Here is a 14,062-nt window from a genome sequence, read left to right as displayed (position 1 = left end):
CCGTGTCAGTTGATGATGAACTTGATACCGACCCCGAACTGCGTGTGAAACTTCCGCGTGTCGCCACCCCAAAGGCAACGCTCCCGCAGATTGGCAAGCAGGGCTATACGGTCTGCCACGTAGCATTCCACATCGAGCGTCAGCGCGCCGCCGTAGATGAAGGCGTCCCGGTCGTGCAGCGTAGAACCGTCATGCAGCACCTTCGTTCCCCAGTTCACCGACTCATATCCGGCAAGAGCCGAAGCCCCGGCATAGACGAACACGATTTTTCGAGCGTCCGACAGTATCTTGAAGTAATAGCCGCCCTCCGCCGTGAACTGCGCCACGGGTATCTTGGTGTTCTTGTAAGGATTGTTTTTCAGGAGGTATTCGCCACCGAACACCCACTTGTTTCCCCTCTTCGTGTAGGTGGAAAGAGACGCCCCGAAACTGTAGCCGCCGTCCTTGCCACCGGGATTGAAACCGTCCGCCATGTCCGCCCTTACCTCGATGCCATGCATCTTCGGCAGACACCGCTGGGCGTGCGCCTGCCCCGTGAAAAGGGCAAGCGACGCGATGATTATTGCGATGTATTTTCTCATGGTCAGCGCACTTGAAGTTCGTTAATGGTGCTGGCTCGTACCAAATCCTCGTTCTCAATCACGAAGGACTGGTGACGGCCGCCGTTCTTCTCGTTCAGCTCCACCACGAGGCACTTGTCGTCGGGGATGGTGAACTTCGCCATCGTGAAGACCGTGCGCTCACTTTTTTTGCCCGGCACGAGAGTGGCGTAGTTCTGCGCACGGAGCGGCAGAATGATCTGCTCCTGCACGGCGGTACGTTTCGCCACCTTCTTGTCCACGATTTTCCAAGTGATGTAGTCCACATCGAAAGGCACGTTGCTCTGGTTCTTTATCTCCGTGTGGAAGTAGAGTAAGCCGTTGTGCGTGTAGATGCCTTTCAACAGGTATTGGATGCCGAAACGCTTGCAGCCGATATGCTTCACCTCGCGCTTGTTCTGTTTGTGGATGGACTTCATGATAAGGCGCACCAGCATCGGGCTTTCGCTGCCCAGCTCTTTCAGATAGATTTCCTGCGCATTGTTCGGGCGGTTCACCGTACTGCCGTCATGGATGAAATCGCACATCTCCACGTTGAGTAACAGCGGTTCGGCGGCGTACTTCACGTTGAAGGTGTAGAAACTGCCGTCCTCCGTGATGACGGACATATTCGTTTCGTTGGGAAAATTTCTCACGGTAGCCTTCACGCGGATGACGTTCTCCGCTCCGTCGGCTTTCCCGGCAATCAGGTCGGGCGAGCCTAAATCGACATAGCGCACCTCCGCCGGAAAAATGACGTGGACGGTCTTGTCATAGGTCACTTCCAGTCCGTGCGGCGGTATCATGCGGTCGAAGGTCAGCTTGCGCGACAGACCGTGATACAGGTCGCCGTCCGCCTCCTTCTGCGGATAGACCTCCTTCGTCAAGGTCGGCTGTTCACTTCCTTTGGTCGTTTCAACGGTTACATTCTCCTGCGCGTTGGCAGTTGCGATGCCCATAGCGAGGGCAAACATGATGATTACTTTTCTCATTACTTTTGGATTTTAGTGGTAAATGTTTTTTTGATTGATTGTTGTTTTCAGTCCTTTTCCTGATAGAGCATGACCCTGTACCCGGCTTTCAGATGCACCTTTACGGTTCGCATCTTCTTGGCGATGTACTGGCTCGTGCCTTGTATCAGCCCCTTGCCCAAATCGGAGGCGAGCTGCGCCCCGGCATTGGTGGAGATGTTGATGCTGCTCCCTAACGAGCCGCCCATGTTGGCGGCGACCTCCCTGACGGCGTTCATCTCCATCGAGTTCGGGATGAAGATACCGGGCTGTCCGTCCGTGTCATAGACCGCAAGCTCCACCGGGATAATCGTGCCATCGTATTCCAGCGAGGTGACCTCGATGTCGAGCCGCTCACCCTGTATCTTGCCCGTGCCGACCACCACTGCATTGCGTGGGATTGTTCTGCCCGCCACCGCCATAGGCTCCAGCAGGCGCAACCTTACCGTCTGTCCGTCCGTCACGCTCTGCGCACCATGCACACATGCCGGGATGGTATTCCGGTCCGATACCTCTGTAGTGCCGACAGCCGTGTTGAACCCCCGGTTGCGCTCCTGCGAGAAGGTGGCGACAAACTCCGCGTTGCTCATGGGCTGTGCAAGGGAGGAAACGACTTGGCGGGTCACTTGCCTTACGGGTGTCGCCGTGTTCTTCTTTCCCTTCTGCACGGTGGAAGGCTCTGCCGCCTGTTCCGGCTTTCCTCCGTTCTGACCGCCCATGTACTTTGCCGCCAGCTCATAGGACTTCTCCATAAGTGCCACCTGTTCGTCCATAGATGAAGTCCTGCCCTTCTCGCTTTCCAGTTCCGACTCCAGCGAGGCGATGCGCTCCAACAGCTCATCCATCTCGGCATTGTCGTTCTTCGGCTGTTCGTAGAAGTTGCCGAGGGTGGCGTTCAGGTCACGGTAGGCGGCTGCGGAGGATTGGATGGTCTGCGGCGTGGCGGGCTGTGCCTTTTCCTCTTTGCCGCCCGGATTGGCGAGGTCGAAGTCCGTCCCGTCCTCCGTTCCAGCTATCTCGCGGTCGAACATGTCGCCCAGCTGCCCGATGGCACGGTTGCGGCTCTCCAGACGCTCTTCCATCTCCCCATGCTCGTAGGCTTTCAACTTGTCGCCGATAATCTGCCGGTTCGCCTTGTCCGCGTCGGGCATCTCGGTGTTGTATCCGTCTGTTCCCGGCTGTTGCTCCTTGCCGGAGGACGGGGCGAATATCAGCCACATCGCCCCGATGAACACCAGCACCATAGCGGGCAGGACTATCATCTTCTGCCGTTTCAGCCGCTGCGCCTCGGTCAGCGGTTCGCGCCCCTTTTTCGGCTTTCCCGTGTCGGGAGCGGCTTTGTTCTCTTTCGTCGGTTCATTCTTCGTCTGTTCCATATAAATAAGGTGTTAAGTGATTGTCAGTTTCCACCGGGGTCGGCAGTTCCACCCGTCCGGCGTGTCCCGTTTCCATGCGTAAGCCGTCGTTCCTGCCGATGTCATAGACGGCTCTGCCGAAGGTGTAGAGGGCAAGCACCGCGAAGGCGGCGAGCATCCCCAGTACGATGCGGCGGCGTGTTTCCGGCGGCAAACCGTCCAGATACCCTTTGAGCCTTGCCACCAGCCGTTTCCGTTTGTCGTGGAGCTTCCAGTACACGCCCCACATTGTTTTTCTGATACTTTTTACTTTCCGTTTCATAATCCGTTACCGTTTGATAGTCTGTAAATCCTTATTCTCGATGATGGTGAAACCCTCGATGGTGAAGCCGTTGGGATTGTCGTCCGACCGTGATGCGTTCAGCAGGCGGCAGGTGGTCACGAGGCTGCGCTCGGTGACGTTGCTTTGCCGGATGATTTTCTGCGTGGCGTAGGTCACGGCTCGGTAGGGATAGGCGTTGAAGTCACACACCACGCTGTCCACCTTCAACACTTGGTTGATGTTTCCGGCGATGATGCGGTTGTAGTACCCCTTCTCGGCGAAGTCCGAATAATAGTGGTACACGCTCTTGTCTGCCAGCAGCAAGGCACGTTTTACGTTGTGTTCAATCGCGCTTTTTTCAGGTGACAGCGTGAAGAAAAGCTCGTGGAAGCGGCGCACATGCTCCCGTGCCTCCGCTGGACGGTTCTGCGACAGATCCTGCGACAGCGCAAGCATCAGCGACTTGCCGTTGTCCAACACATAGATTTTCTCCCGTTGCTTCTCCGCGAAACGGTAGGAGTTCCACACGCTCCACACCGTCACCACGGTGCACAGCGAGAGGAAGACGATACCGAACAGGCGTATCTGCCTGAACGATGATTCGATGTTTTTAAGTGACTTAAATTCCATTGTTGTTTATTCGTTTTTAATTGTCAGTTGATTATTTCAGCAGTTTCCCGGCACGTCCGACCACGTTTCCTGCGGCTGCACCCGCCACGCTGCCCGCCATGCTTCCGGCTCGTCCCGCCATCTGGTTCACGTTGCGACCGTAACCGCCCATGCCTCCGGCTTGGATAATCCAGCCGGCAACGGTGGGAATGGTGAAGTATCCGATGATGCCGATGCAGAGGAACACGATATACACCCCGTCGCTCGAATCCAGCGAGAAGTTCGGGTCTGCCTGCATCCGCTCGATGTCGCTTTGCAGCATCAGCACCTGTATCTTCGCCAGTATGGTGCTGAACATGTCCGACACCGGAAGCCACAGATAGACCTGTATGTAGCGGCATATCCACTGCGTGAGCGTGCTTTGGAAACCGTCCCATACCGACAGGGCGAAGGCTATCGGACCGAGTATCGCCAGCACCACGAGAAAGAAGGTGCGGACGGTGTCTATCACGAGGGCGGCGGCTTGGAACAGCAGTTCCAGTATCTCGCGGAAGAAGTCGCGGATACTCTTCTTCATGTTGTACATTCCCCGGTCGATATACATTCCCGCCATCGTCACCATGTCGGAGGGCGACCAGCCGAGTTCCTCCAGTTGCTTGTCAAATTCCTCGTTGGACACGAGGTAGGCGGTTTCGGGGTTGCGTACCATCGCCTCGTATTCCAGCTTGTCCTTCTGCTCCCGGTATCGGTTCATGTCCAGCGTTTCCGCCTCCAGCATCTTTGCCGTGCCCTGTACGACGGGTGAGAGGATGCTGTTTATCGTGCCCAGCACCACAGTCGGGAAGAACATGATGCACAGACCGATGGCAAAAGGACGGAGCATCGGGAATACGTCTATCGGTTCGGCTCTCGCCAGCGACTGCCATACCCGGTAGGCGACGTAGAACAGCGCACCCAGCCCGGCGATGCCTTTCGCCACACCCGCCATGTCCCCACATAGCGGCATCATCTGCTCATAAAGTGAGCGTAAAATCTGATGAAGGTTATCGAACTCCATAGGCTTACCAGTATCTTTCGTTCATGTTCCCGTACAGCCCCATGATGCGGTCGAGGTCGTTCTTTTTCTTCGCACGCAGATAACTCACGGAGATGTTCTTGTTGGTGTAATAGCTCACAAGGTTGCGGTAACGCTTCATTTTGGAGTAGCAGCGTTCCACCACGTCCATGCGCTCCTTGTCGGTCATGGAGAGCGTGGTGATGTTCACCACATTCTTCAGTTCCGTCAATACTTCGTTGCTCTCTTCCAGCAGTTTCGTGTAACCGAAAGCGATTGCCGACAGCTCTTCTGGTCTGAAATTTCCATCACGGAGCATCCTTTGGAAACTGTTTACATAAATGTCGGTGATGTCGCCTACCATCAGGATGGTCTGCTGCACCTTGCGGGCGTCCTTGACGAGATTGTTCACCGATTTGAGGGCATCGTAATACTTTTTGCCCTGCTGATAGATTTTCACCGTTTCCTGAAAGTTGCTCACCATGTTCGTGGCAGTCTTGGAGGTATGGATGATGTTTTTGGAGGCATTGATGATACCCTGCGCCAGATTGCCCGGATCGCTTACGACCCACTGTGCGCTTGCCCTGCCTGCGAAAAGCAGGCACAGGCAGATAATCATTGTTATTCTTGTTCTCATGTTACTTTGGATTTTAGTGGTTGTTATTCTTCTGTCGGGTGTCCCGGCTGCGGTTTCACCCGCACATAGTCGCCGCCCGGCGAGAAGGTCAGCACGTCCGTTGCCTCGTTGTAGGACACGTCGATGCGGAAGCCGGTGTTCATGAACAGGTTGTCGTTTTCCTCCTGCAAGAGATAGGTTTCCGGTTTCAGCTTGCGGCGCAGACCGCTCCGGCGGAACACCGTCACCTTGTAGGCTTCGCCCTCCTTGTAGATAAGCACATCGGGCTTCCCCTCCACGCTCTCCCAGTTCCCGCACAGCATATCACGGCGGTTATCGACCACATCGCAGGATTGCAGCATCATGACCGCCAATCCGATCAGGCACTTGCTGACTTGCAGCATTTTAACTTTTGATAAATTCATACGCATTTCTTGTTTTTAGCTGATGATTAAATGATTAACTTTTGGTTCTCCGCTTCTCGGCAAGTTGCCGGATGGCGGCTTCGATGTCGCCGCCCAACTTCTCCGCCAGACGGTAAACCTCCACTTTCTCCGTTTCCTCGGTGGTGTACGCCAGATATTCTTCTGCACTGACCTCGGTGGCATAGACCGCCGATTGTGTGCCACCCAAGCCTATCCACACCTCCTTGTAGAGCCGTGAAGGGTTGTTCGCCATGTTGATGGAGAGTATCTGCCCTTTCTCCTTTTCCGTCAGTCCGAGCAACGCCTGTATCTGGTCGAACTTGTTCATGTACTTGCGCTGGTCGAGAAGTATCTTGCAGTCGGAGTTGTTGATGATGCTCTCCTTGACCACGGGAGAGGAAATGATGTCGTCCACCTCCTGCGTCACCACGATTGCCTCGCCGTAATATTTTCTGACCGTCTTGTACATATAGCGCAGATATTCAGCCATGTTCGCTGAAGAGAGAGCCTTCCAAGCCTCTTCCACAATAAGCTGTTTCCGTACCCCTTTTAGTCGCCGCATCTTGTTGATGAAGGCTTCCATGATGATGATGGTCACGACGGGGAACAGTTCGCGGTTTTCCTTAATCGAATCTATCTCGAAGACAATGAACCGCTTGCCGAGCAGGTCGATGTTCTCCGTGGAGTTGAGCAGGAAGTCGTAGCGTCCGCCCCGGTAATACTGCCGCATGGTGGTGAGCATGTTGTCGATGTTGAAGTCGGACTTCTCCACCTTGATGTCACGCTGTGCCAGTTCCTTGCGGTAGTCGTCACGCATATACTCGTAGAAGGTGTTGAACGACGGCACGATGCTACGGTCGGATTGGATGCGCTCAATATAGGCACTCACGGCACTGCCCAGCTCGCCGCTCTCCGTCTTTGTCACCTTGTCGTCCTCCGACTTCCAGAGCGTCAGCAGCAGGGTCTTGATGCTGTCCTTCTTCTCCACGTCGAAGATGTAATCGTCGGTGTAGAACGGGTTGAACGATATGGGCTTCTCTTCCGTGTAGGTGAAATACACGCCGTCCGCTCCGCCTGTCTTGCGTCGGATCATGCCGCACAAGCCCTGATAGGAGTTTCCCGTGTCCACCAATACCACATGTGCGCCTTGCTCATAATATTGGCGCACGAGGTGGTTCATGAAGAAAGACTTGCCGCTGCCCGAAGGACCCAGCACGAACTTGTTGCGGTTGGTCGTGATACCCCGCTTCATGGGCAGGTCGGAGATGTCAAGGTGCAGCGGTTTTCCCGTGAGCCTGTCCACCATCTTGATGCCGAAGGGCGAGAGCGAGTTGCGGTAGTTGGTTTCCTCTGTGAACAGGCACACCGCCTGTTCGATGAAGGTGTGGAAACTCTCTTCCGCCGGGAAGTCCGCCGCATTGCCGGGTATCGCCGCCCAGTAGAGTGTCGGGCAGTCGATGGTGTTGTGGCGCGGCACGCATTCCATGCTTGCCAACTGGCTGCCCACGTCGTTCTTGATATGCTTCAGTTCCTCCGCATCGTCGCTCCACGCCATGACGTTGAAGTGTGCCCGTACCGAGGTCAGTCCGTAGGAATGGGCTTCGTTCAGGTATTGGTCTATCCACTCGCGGTTGATGCTGTTGCTCCTTGAATAGCGAGATAGCGACTGCATGTTACGGGCGGACTTCTCGAACTTATGCAAGGTTTCCTCACTGTTGTCTATCAGCACATACTGGTTGTAGATATGGTTGCAGGAGAGCAGAAGCCCCACCGGGGAGGCGAATGACAGTCGGCAGTCACTCCGGTCGGTGGAGAGCTTCTCGTAACGGGTGTCGGTAGCCACCTTGCCCGGCAGGTCTTCCGCGTCGGAGAGGGTGTGCAGACACAGGCGGTTGTCGCCGATGCGCATCTCCCTTGCCGAAAGCTCGATGTCCTGCAAGGTGGTGTCACCTTCCGACATGAGCGAGAAGTAGCGTTCAATAAGTCCCGTATTTCCCTCAGTACCCACAATCTCATCGGTGGAGAGGCGGCGCAGCCTGACAAGCCCGCTGTCGTTCATGATGCGCTCGAACTGTTCGCAGGCTTCCAAGAACTTGGTCGTGGTTTCCCTGTCCAGCTCCTTCGGGATGATATGTCCCCGGCACAGCGTGCTGAAATTGCTCTGCATCCGGTTACGCTCCTTTGTTGTCTTGGTCAGGTAGAGGTAGCAGGTGTGTTTCAGGTACGGACGCTCGTTGAAGTGACGCTCGAAAGAGCGGCTTAAAAAGCTCATGTCGTCCTTCTGAAGCTCCGGTTTGTAGCGTTCCTTGATGAACCAGTCCTGTTTGTGGACGACGGAGTAGTCCGGCAGCACCTTGATAGCCTTGCACCAGCAACTGTGTATCGCCTCGTACTCCGCACCCGTCACGGTGTAAAGTTCCGGCAGTTCCACCTCGAAAGCCACCGTGATGTCGGCGTCCTTTGAGATGATGCAGCCATGCTCCACCGCTAAAAGTGGGAACCTGTTTTCCAGTGTTGTCATTTTCGATGTATTCCTCATTGTCTTTCTTCCTTTCGTTGTCGTTTGAACAGACGGGGTATCCGCCGCCGGTTGATAAGGTATCGGGGATGGCTCCGTGCCGCTCCTAATTTCATCAGCCCGTGTTCGCCGTACCGGGCGTTCAGCGCGAAGGTCTGCCATACAAGGAGGGAGGACGATGCCGCGCCGAAGCCGATACATATCCACTGGTCGATACCGACCATGTAGAGGATGACGAACAGGACGAAGAGAGCCAGCAGACCTCCGCAGAAGATGAAGAGGTACTGTGCCTTCAAGCCCTTGAACTCTACCGGACGGCCGATACCCTTGTTGATTGGGTATTCAGCCATACATTATTTATTAAAGGAAGAATGAGCGCAGGATGGTGGCGGCAACAATCAGGAAGATGCACGCGCCGAACCACGAGGCGGCTGTCTTGCTGGTGTCGGGGTCGCCCGATGAAAACTTGCCGTACACTTTTACGCCCCCGATAAGCCCGACGACTGCACCGATGGCGTATATCAGTTTAGTTCCGGGGTCGAAATAAGAACTCACCATAGAGGTGGCTTCGTTGATGCCCGCGATGCCGTTTCCCTGCGCGAAAGCGGAGGCGGTTGCGGCGATGACAAGTGCCGCGGAGAGGATTGCTTTTCTGTTTTTCAAGATGTTCTTGTTCATAAACTGTTCTTGTTTTTTGCCGTCAAAAGGGTGGATGGTCCTTTGTCGGGCGGTTGATACTTTGTTTCTTTACTTTGGTTTTAGTGGATGCCCGTTTGTTTCCACGGACGTGGGCGTGTCCGTTGCGGATAGGGATGCGCCTTGCGTTTCCTCGCCGCGTGGGTTGATGTCATTCTTTCATGTTCATTTCTTTTATTGTTGTCATACATAGTTGCGAATGTCGAACTCCTCGATGTTGTCCGGCACGACGAACTCCTTTTCAGGTTTCTTCAGCCGAATCTCGATAAGCCCCTTGATGCGGATGCCTATCTCCGAAGAGCCTTCCATCATTTTCTCGTACAACTCCGTGCCCTCCATGTCGGTGAACACCTTCGCCGCCTTTTCACGTTCCGCCTGTGTCGCGTCCGGGTTCTTGGCGGTCTTGCAGGCGTCGTCAATCTCGTCAAAGCTGCTGCCCGAAGCCCGTGGCGTGTCCGAGGCGTCCTCTTCCGGTTCGTCGTCCCCGTATCCCAGTTCCTCCGGCGGTATGCTCGTGAAGGTCTCATCGAGTTTTTCCTCCGGAACTTGTGCCGGGCGGGATGCGTTTCCCGTTTTTCCGTCGTCAAAAGTAGCCTCTTCCTCCGACAGCTCAATGCCTTTTTCCATAGTGGCGGCTTCTTGCGTCGGTATGGCAGCGGTTGTCCGGGTGGATGCCATCCTGAAACGGCTCTTGCCGATGATGTCCGCCTTTTCCGCAGGGACTTCCTCGTGTGCCGCTATGCGTTTAGCCTCATTCCCGTCCAGTGACCGCCATAATCCGACAATGCCCTTGAAGAAGCGGACAATCCGCGTGTCCATGATGCGCTCGTAAAGGAGCAGGAACAGGAACCAGAGGTTGCAGCCGACCGATACCGCCAGCAGAATGTCTGTCATGCTGATTGTGTAATTCATATCCTTCCGTTTTTGGTTAGAATACTGAATTATAATTTCGGGCATAAAGGCTCTTTATCGCATCCTCGCACTGGTTGAAGTGATGCGTCAGCACATGGTCGATGTAAGCGGACAGCATAAGCCGGTCATGCCCGATTACACGGGTGATACACATGATACGCTCGTGGTACTCCGGGCGCACATACGCCATCTTCCCCTCACGTGCCTTTACTTCCGAGTCACGGATGAACAGACGTTCATAGTCCTTCTCGCAGCATTTGCCGCTTACCGGGACAGGCGACAGGATTTCCACACTCGCCTGCACTTGGGCAAACATACCTCCGCAGTCTTGCTGTGGTCTTTTTTCATTCGGTGTCATTTCTTTTTCCATTTTCAAATCAGATCTTCACGTTGTTTCTTGTACAGTTCGTTGATTCTCTCCTTGTGCTGTTCCAGATGTTGGCGCAGCACGGTATCCACATAGCCGCCCACCGAGATTTCACCTCCGGCGATGTCGTTCACGATTCTGAGGATTTTGCCGTGGACATCGCGGCTGATATAGACACACTGGCGGGTCTTTATCTCGTTGCGGCGCAGGAACAGCTCGTTATAGTCCTCATCCTGCCTTTTCCGGCGGCCACTTTCCCTCTGCGCTTTTTCCCGTGTTACTGGTTGCACAGGAGGTGGTTCCGGTGCGGCGGTGTCCTCTTCGGTCGGTGCAGCTGCGGGTACTTCCTGTGCGGGGCGCAGTGTCCCGTCCTGTGTGCGCCGCCCGATGGAAGCTAACAGCAGTTCCTCGTCGATGCCTTCCGTGTTCACTTTCCTGCTGCCCATGCTCACTGCGGTCTGATGATGTCGCTTATCTCTTCGGAAAACTCCCGGATGCCACTCCCTTTCAGCAGTGCCGTGTCCATCGGGAAGATGGTGGAGCGGAAAACGCTCTTGCGCTCTTCCGAAAGGTCACGGCGGAACTTCTTGCTGTCGGGCAAGCGGGTGGAAAGTACCGGAAAGCCCATTTCGGCTATCACTTCCTCGTAGATGCCGTACAGGTCGTTCCTCTCCCTGCCGTCCACCATCGTCCAAAACAGATAAAGCCCCTTTGTTTTCGCCTGTCCGGTAGTCATCAGCCTGTCGCGGAACATTGTGACGAATTTCAGGGTACTCTCCACAACAAAGCGGTCGGCACTCAGCGGAGTGAAGATGTAGTCCATCTGCGAGAGCGTCTTTATCACGCCGTTACTACGGAGTGTGCCGGGCATGTCGAAGAACACCACGTCGGGTTTCACGTCCTCAGTGGCAATCATCCTCTCGGCATCGTCGAGGGCGTTCACCGCATTGCTCTTGACGATGGTGTAGGCGTTCTTTTTCATCCGGCGGAAATGGTCGCAAGCGAGAGCCTTGAAGTAGGTGCTGCTGTCGATAAGCCCCATTTCGTGTTCGCGCAGCCCGTGGATGCTGTGCTGCGGGTCGTCGCAGTCCACGACGGCGACATTGTAGCCTTTCACGTTGTGCAGGTAGCTGGCGGCAAGTGCCGTGACAGTGGATTTGCCGATGCCACCTTTCTGTGTTGCGAATGCAACGAAGATTTCCTTACTCATAGTTCCATTTATTTTAATTGTTGAAGATTTCTTTTTCTATTTATATGCGGATTTGGTTGCTACATTATCCGCTTCAGTGAACAGACACATGGGCGGGTCATCGCGTATCCGGTTCTGTGGTGAAGCGGTGCGGCGAACAAGTGATGAATGACGACACTGCGTCATGAAGTCATTGAATCTGTACTTCACCAGATTGTCGGATAACCGGGGTTCCGACGGTTCGGGTATCCGCTTCGGCAAGTATCCGCCGAAGCGATTGTCCGGGTATTTGAATGTTCCTTTTCTCATATTTTCAAATCGTTCGTTTCTTGAATCATGCTGCAAATAAACAAGTATATTTTGGAACCTGTATCACTTCTCCGGCAAGTGGCAGCACGTTGCGCCGGTTGGCAGTCATTGACCGGGTCAAGCATCTGTCCAATACAGCTTTAAGGGCGTAACTTTGCCCCCCGGACAGCAGGGTTCGCCGATGGTGCGCGGCCCGGAGTCCTGAAAGGTATCTTCCCATCCGTCCCCTGACGGATTTTTATGTTCACCTGAACATAGCAAGGTATGTTTTCAGCCGCTCAAAATATTTTGAGCATCCCGGAAAACGCCTTGCCCTTGCAGGGGGCGGGCTTTCCCTCCGAAGTCGGAAAGCCTTTCAGAACTGCGGTGCTGTGATCCGAAGCGGCGGCTTATGCCGTCAATCCGCTAAATCCAAAGTAATATGAAAGAGAAAAGGAAAAGCAAAGCAGGGAGAAATCCCAAACTTGATCCGGCGGTGTACCGTTACACCGTCCGTTTCAACGAGGAGGAACACAATCGTTTCCTCGCCATGTTCGGAAAATCGGGTGTCTATGCACGGTCGGTTTTCCTCAAAGCGCACTTCTTCGGACAGCCGTTCAAGGTGCTGAAGGTGGACAAGACGCTGGTGGACTATTACACCAAGCTATCGGATTTTCATGCGCAGTTCCGCGCCGTGGGTACGAATTACAACCAAGTCGTGAAGGAACTGAGGCTGCATTTTTCAGAGAAAAAGGCGATGGCGTTGCTCTACAAATTAGAGCAACACACCGTCGAACTCGTGAAACTGAGCCGCCGGATTGTGGAACTTTCAAGGGAAATGGAGGCGAAATGGTCGCAAAAATCAGTGTAGGAAACTCGTTGTACGGCGCGATTGCCTATAACGGGGAGAAGATTAACGAGGCGCAGGGGCGGTTGCTTACGACCAACCGCATCTACAATGACGGTTCGGGAAAGGTGGACATCAACAAGGCGATGGAGGGTTTTCTCACCTTCATGCCGCCACAGATGAAGGTGGAGAAGCCGGTGGTGCATATTTCGCTCAACCCACATCCGGAGGATGTGTTGACCGATGCGGAATTGCAGGATATAGCCCGCGAGTATCTGGAAAAACTCGGTTTCGGCAACCAGCCTTATCTTGTTTTCAAGCACGAGGACATCGACCGCCACCACCTGCACATCGTGACGGTGCGGGTGGACGATAACGGGAAATGTATCAGCGACAAGAACAACTACTATCGTAGCAAACAAATCACCCGTGAGCTGGAGAAGAAATACGGGCTGCACGGCGCGGAGCGCAGGAACCGCCGGCTTGACACGCCGCTAAGCAAGGTGGACGCATCGGCAGGTGATGTGAAGAAGCAGGTGGCTGGCACTGTGAAGGCTCTGAACGGGCAGTACCGTTTTCAGACGATGGGCGAATACCGTGCGCTCCTTTCCTTATATAATATGACGGTGGAGGAAGCGAGAGGCAACGTGCGCGGACGGGAGTATCACGGGCTGGTTTATTCCGTCACGGACGACAAGGGTAACAAGGTGGGCAACCCGTTCAAGTCCTCGCTTTTCGGGAAGTCCGCAGGTTATGAAGCCGTACAGAGAAAATTTATCCGTTCCAAATCAGAGATTAAGGACAGGAAGCTCGCCGACATGACGAAACGCACCGTTCTTTCCGTGCTGCAAGGCACTTATGACAAGGACAAATTTGTATCCCAACTCAAAGAGAAGGGCATCGACACCGTACTGCGCTACACGGATGAAGGGCGTATCTATGGAGCGACGTTTATCGACCACCGCACAGGATGTGTACTGAACGGCTCTCGCATGGGCAAGGAGCTTTCGGCGAATGCCTTGCAGGAACACTTCACCCTGCCATACGCCGGACAACCGCCGATACCGTTATCCATCCCTATGGATGCTGCGGACAAGGCATACGGACAGACCGCATACGACCGTGAAGACGTATCGGGCGGAATGGGCTTGCTCACTCCCGAAGGTCCGGCGGTAGATGCTGAGGAAAAGGCTTTCATCCGGGCGATGAAGCGCAAAAAGAAGAAAAAGCGCAAGGGCTTGGGTTTGTAATCGGAGTATCAACAATTAAAAAATCA

The 14,062-nt window shown here is 54.5% G+C and carries 18 protein-coding genes; 2 read left to right on the top strand and 16 right to left on the bottom strand.

Features of this window, described 5'->3' with window-relative positions; all coding sequences use genetic code 11:
• Nucleotides 1-5: 5 nt before the first annotated feature.
• From DW800_RS08365 to DW800_RS08290, 16 genes are all read right to left on the bottom strand, one after another.
• Nucleotides 6-581 (bottom strand): conjugal transfer protein TraO, encoded by a 576-nt coding sequence (locus tag DW800_RS08365; RefSeq protein WP_008764729.1) that lies wholly within the window; start codon nucleotides 579-581, stop codon nucleotides 6-8.
• Nucleotides 582-583: 2 nt separating this feature from the next.
• A complete protein-coding gene (gene traN / locus DW800_RS08360) occupies nucleotides 584-1,570 on the bottom strand; it encodes a conjugative transposon protein TraN (RefSeq protein ID WP_002560973.1) in 987 nt (328 codons plus the stop codon).
• Between the two features lie 47 nt (nucleotides 1,571-1,617).
• Nucleotides 1,618-2,964: a conjugative transposon protein TraM gene (gene traM, locus DW800_RS08355; protein WP_002560974.1), complete on the bottom strand. Its 1,347-nt coding sequence runs from the start codon at nucleotides 2,962-2,964 to the stop codon at nucleotides 1,618-1,620.
• Nucleotides 2,945-3,232 carry a TraL conjugative transposon family protein gene (locus DW800_RS08350; protein ID WP_002560975.1) on the bottom strand — a complete coding sequence of 96 codons (288 nt, stop codon included), beginning with the start codon at nucleotides 3,230-3,232 and terminating at the stop codon, nucleotides 2,945-2,947. Before DW800_RS08350 ends, traM begins: the two co-directional genes overlap by 20 nt.
• Before the next feature lie 39 nt (nucleotides 3,233-3,271).
• Complete coding sequence (traK, locus tag DW800_RS08345) at nucleotides 3,272-3,895, bottom strand: conjugative transposon protein TraK (RefSeq protein WP_002560976.1); 624 nt, start codon at nucleotides 3,893-3,895, stop codon at nucleotides 3,272-3,274.
• 31 nt (nucleotides 3,896-3,926) lie between these two features.
• Nucleotides 3,927-4,931, bottom strand: a complete 1,005-nt coding sequence (traJ, locus tag DW800_RS08340; RefSeq protein ID WP_002560977.1) for a conjugative transposon protein TraJ — start codon at nucleotides 4,929-4,931, stop codon at nucleotides 3,927-3,929.
• Between the two features lie 4 nt (nucleotides 4,932-4,935).
• Nucleotides 4,936-5,565, bottom strand: coding sequence for a DUF4141 domain-containing protein (locus DW800_RS08335; protein WP_002560978.1), 630 nt, complete (start codon nucleotides 5,563-5,565; stop codon nucleotides 4,936-4,938).
• Between the two features lie 23 nt (nucleotides 5,566-5,588).
• Nucleotides 5,589-5,969, bottom strand: a complete 381-nt coding sequence (locus DW800_RS08330) for a DUF3876 domain-containing protein (protein WP_002560979.1) — start codon at nucleotides 5,967-5,969, stop codon at nucleotides 5,589-5,591.
• A gap of 34 nt (nucleotides 5,970-6,003) precedes the next feature.
• Nucleotides 6,004-8,508 (bottom strand): TraG family conjugative transposon ATPase, encoded by a 2,505-nt coding sequence (locus tag DW800_RS08325; RefSeq protein WP_004356142.1) that lies wholly within the window; start codon nucleotides 8,506-8,508, stop codon nucleotides 6,004-6,006.
• Complete coding sequence (locus DW800_RS08320) at nucleotides 8,505-8,837, bottom strand: DUF4133 domain-containing protein (protein WP_008764731.1); 333 nt, start codon at nucleotides 8,835-8,837, stop codon at nucleotides 8,505-8,507. The genes DW800_RS08325 and DW800_RS08320 overlap by 4 nt, the downstream gene beginning before the upstream one ends.
• Before the next feature lie 10 nt (nucleotides 8,838-8,847).
• On the bottom strand, nucleotides 8,848-9,165 hold the full coding sequence (locus DW800_RS08315) for a DUF4134 domain-containing protein (RefSeq protein ID WP_002560983.1): 318 nt from the start codon (nucleotides 9,163-9,165) through the stop codon (nucleotides 8,848-8,850).
• Between the two features lie 201 nt (nucleotides 9,166-9,366).
• The gene (locus DW800_RS08310) at nucleotides 9,367-10,095 is read right to left on the bottom strand and encodes a hypothetical protein (RefSeq protein WP_008764732.1); all 729 of its coding nucleotides are present in this window, start codon (nucleotides 10,093-10,095) and stop codon (nucleotides 9,367-9,369) included.
• 16 nt (nucleotides 10,096-10,111) lie between these two features.
• Nucleotides 10,112-10,465: a DUF3408 domain-containing protein gene (locus tag DW800_RS08305; RefSeq protein WP_025880727.1), complete on the bottom strand. Its 354-nt coding sequence runs from the start codon at nucleotides 10,463-10,465 to the stop codon at nucleotides 10,112-10,114.
• Between the two features lie 2 nt (nucleotides 10,466-10,467).
• Nucleotides 10,468-10,908, bottom strand: a complete 441-nt coding sequence (locus DW800_RS08300) for a DUF3408 domain-containing protein (RefSeq protein ID WP_002560986.1) — start codon at nucleotides 10,906-10,908, stop codon at nucleotides 10,468-10,470.
• Between the two features lie 2 nt (nucleotides 10,909-10,910).
• On the bottom strand, nucleotides 10,911-11,672 hold the full coding sequence (locus DW800_RS08295) for a ParA family protein (protein ID WP_002560987.1): 762 nt from the start codon (nucleotides 11,670-11,672) through the stop codon (nucleotides 10,911-10,913).
• A 36-nt stretch (nucleotides 11,673-11,708) separates the two neighbouring features.
• The gene (locus DW800_RS08290; protein ID WP_032529375.1) at nucleotides 11,709-11,960 is read right to left on the bottom strand and encodes a hypothetical protein; all 252 of its coding nucleotides are present in this window, start codon (nucleotides 11,958-11,960) and stop codon (nucleotides 11,709-11,711) included.
• Nucleotides 11,961-12,381: 421 nt separating this feature from the next.
• On the opposite strand from DW800_RS08290, the gene mobA reads away from it, so the two are divergent.
• Together mobA and mobB are read left to right on the top strand one after the other, a co-directional pair.
• Entirely contained in the window at nucleotides 12,382-12,810 is a 429-nt protein-coding gene (mobA, locus tag DW800_RS08280; RefSeq protein WP_002560988.1) for a conjugal transfer protein MobA, read from the top strand.
• On the top strand, nucleotides 12,789-14,036 hold the full coding sequence (gene mobB / locus DW800_RS08275) for a conjugal transfer protein MobB (RefSeq protein ID WP_002560989.1): 1,248 nt from the start codon (nucleotides 12,789-12,791) through the stop codon (nucleotides 14,034-14,036). Before mobA ends, mobB begins: the two co-directional genes overlap by 22 nt.
• Nucleotides 14,037-14,062: the final 26 nt, after the last annotated feature.

This window comes from Bacteroides sp. AM32-11AC, assembly GCF_003603515.1.
In the GTDB taxonomy this organism is placed as follows: domain Bacteria; phylum Bacteroidota; class Bacteroidia; order Bacteroidales; family Bacteroidaceae; genus Bacteroides; species Bacteroides uniformis.
The sequence above is the reverse complement of the archived record's forward strand: the minus strand, read 5'-3'. Positions and strand labels throughout refer to the sequence as shown.

Excerpts from the sequence above, each read along its gene's own strand:
- DW800_RS08365 (WP_008764729.1), bottom strand. The coding sequence starts at position 581 with ATGAGAAAATACATCGCAATAATCATCGCGTCGCTTGCCCTTTTCACG.
- traN (WP_002560973.1), bottom strand. The coding sequence starts at position 1,570 with ATGAGAAAAGTAATCATCATGTTTGCCCTCGCTATGGGCATCGCAACT.
- traM (WP_002560974.1), bottom strand. The coding sequence starts at position 2,964 with ATGGAACAGACGAAGAATGAACCGACGAAAGAGAACAAAGCCGCTCCC.
- DW800_RS08350 (WP_002560975.1), bottom strand. The coding sequence starts at position 3,232 with ATGTGGGGCGTGTACTGGAAGCTCCACGACAAACGGAAACGGCTGGTG.
- traK (WP_002560976.1), bottom strand. The coding sequence starts at position 3,895 with ATGGAATTTAAGTCACTTAAAAACATCGAATCATCGTTCAGGCAGATA.
- traJ (WP_002560977.1), bottom strand. The coding sequence starts at position 4,931 with ATGGAGTTCGATAACCTTCATCAGATTTTACGCTCACTTTATGAGCAG.
- DW800_RS08335 (WP_002560978.1), bottom strand. The coding sequence starts at position 5,565 with ATGAGAACAAGAATAACAATGATTATCTGCCTGTGCCTGCTTTTCGCA.
- DW800_RS08330 (WP_002560979.1), bottom strand. The coding sequence starts at position 5,969 with ATGAATTTATCAAAAGTTAAAATGCTGCAAGTCAGCAAGTGCCTGATC.
- DW800_RS08325 (WP_004356142.1), bottom strand. The coding sequence starts at position 8,508 with ATGAGGAATACATCGAAAATGACAACACTGGAAAACAGGTTCCCACTT.
- DW800_RS08320 (WP_008764731.1), bottom strand. The coding sequence starts at position 8,837 with ATGGCTGAATACCCAATCAACAAGGGTATCGGCCGTCCGGTAGAGTTC.
- DW800_RS08315 (WP_002560983.1), bottom strand. The coding sequence starts at position 9,165 with ATGAACAAGAACATCTTGAAAAACAGAAAAGCAATCCTCTCCGCGGCA.
- DW800_RS08310 (WP_008764732.1), bottom strand. The coding sequence starts at position 10,095 with ATGAATTACACAATCAGCATGACAGACATTCTGCTGGCGGTATCGGTC.
- DW800_RS08305 (WP_025880727.1), bottom strand. The coding sequence starts at position 10,465 with ATGGAAAAAGAAATGACACCGAATGAAAAAAGACCACAGCAAGACTGC.
- DW800_RS08300 (WP_002560986.1), bottom strand. The coding sequence starts at position 10,908 with ATGGGCAGCAGGAAAGTGAACACGGAAGGCATCGACGAGGAACTGCTG.
- DW800_RS08295 (WP_002560987.1), bottom strand. The coding sequence starts at position 11,672 with ATGAGTAAGGAAATCTTCGTTGCATTCGCAACACAGAAAGGTGGCATC.
- DW800_RS08290 (WP_032529375.1), bottom strand. The coding sequence starts at position 11,960 with ATGAGAAAAGGAACATTCAAATACCCGGACAATCGCTTCGGCGGATAC.
- mobA (WP_002560988.1), top strand. The coding sequence starts at position 12,382 with ATGAAAGAGAAAAGGAAAAGCAAAGCAGGGAGAAATCCCAAACTTGAT.
- mobB (WP_002560989.1), top strand. The coding sequence starts at position 12,789 with ATGGTCGCAAAAATCAGTGTAGGAAACTCGTTGTACGGCGCGATTGCC.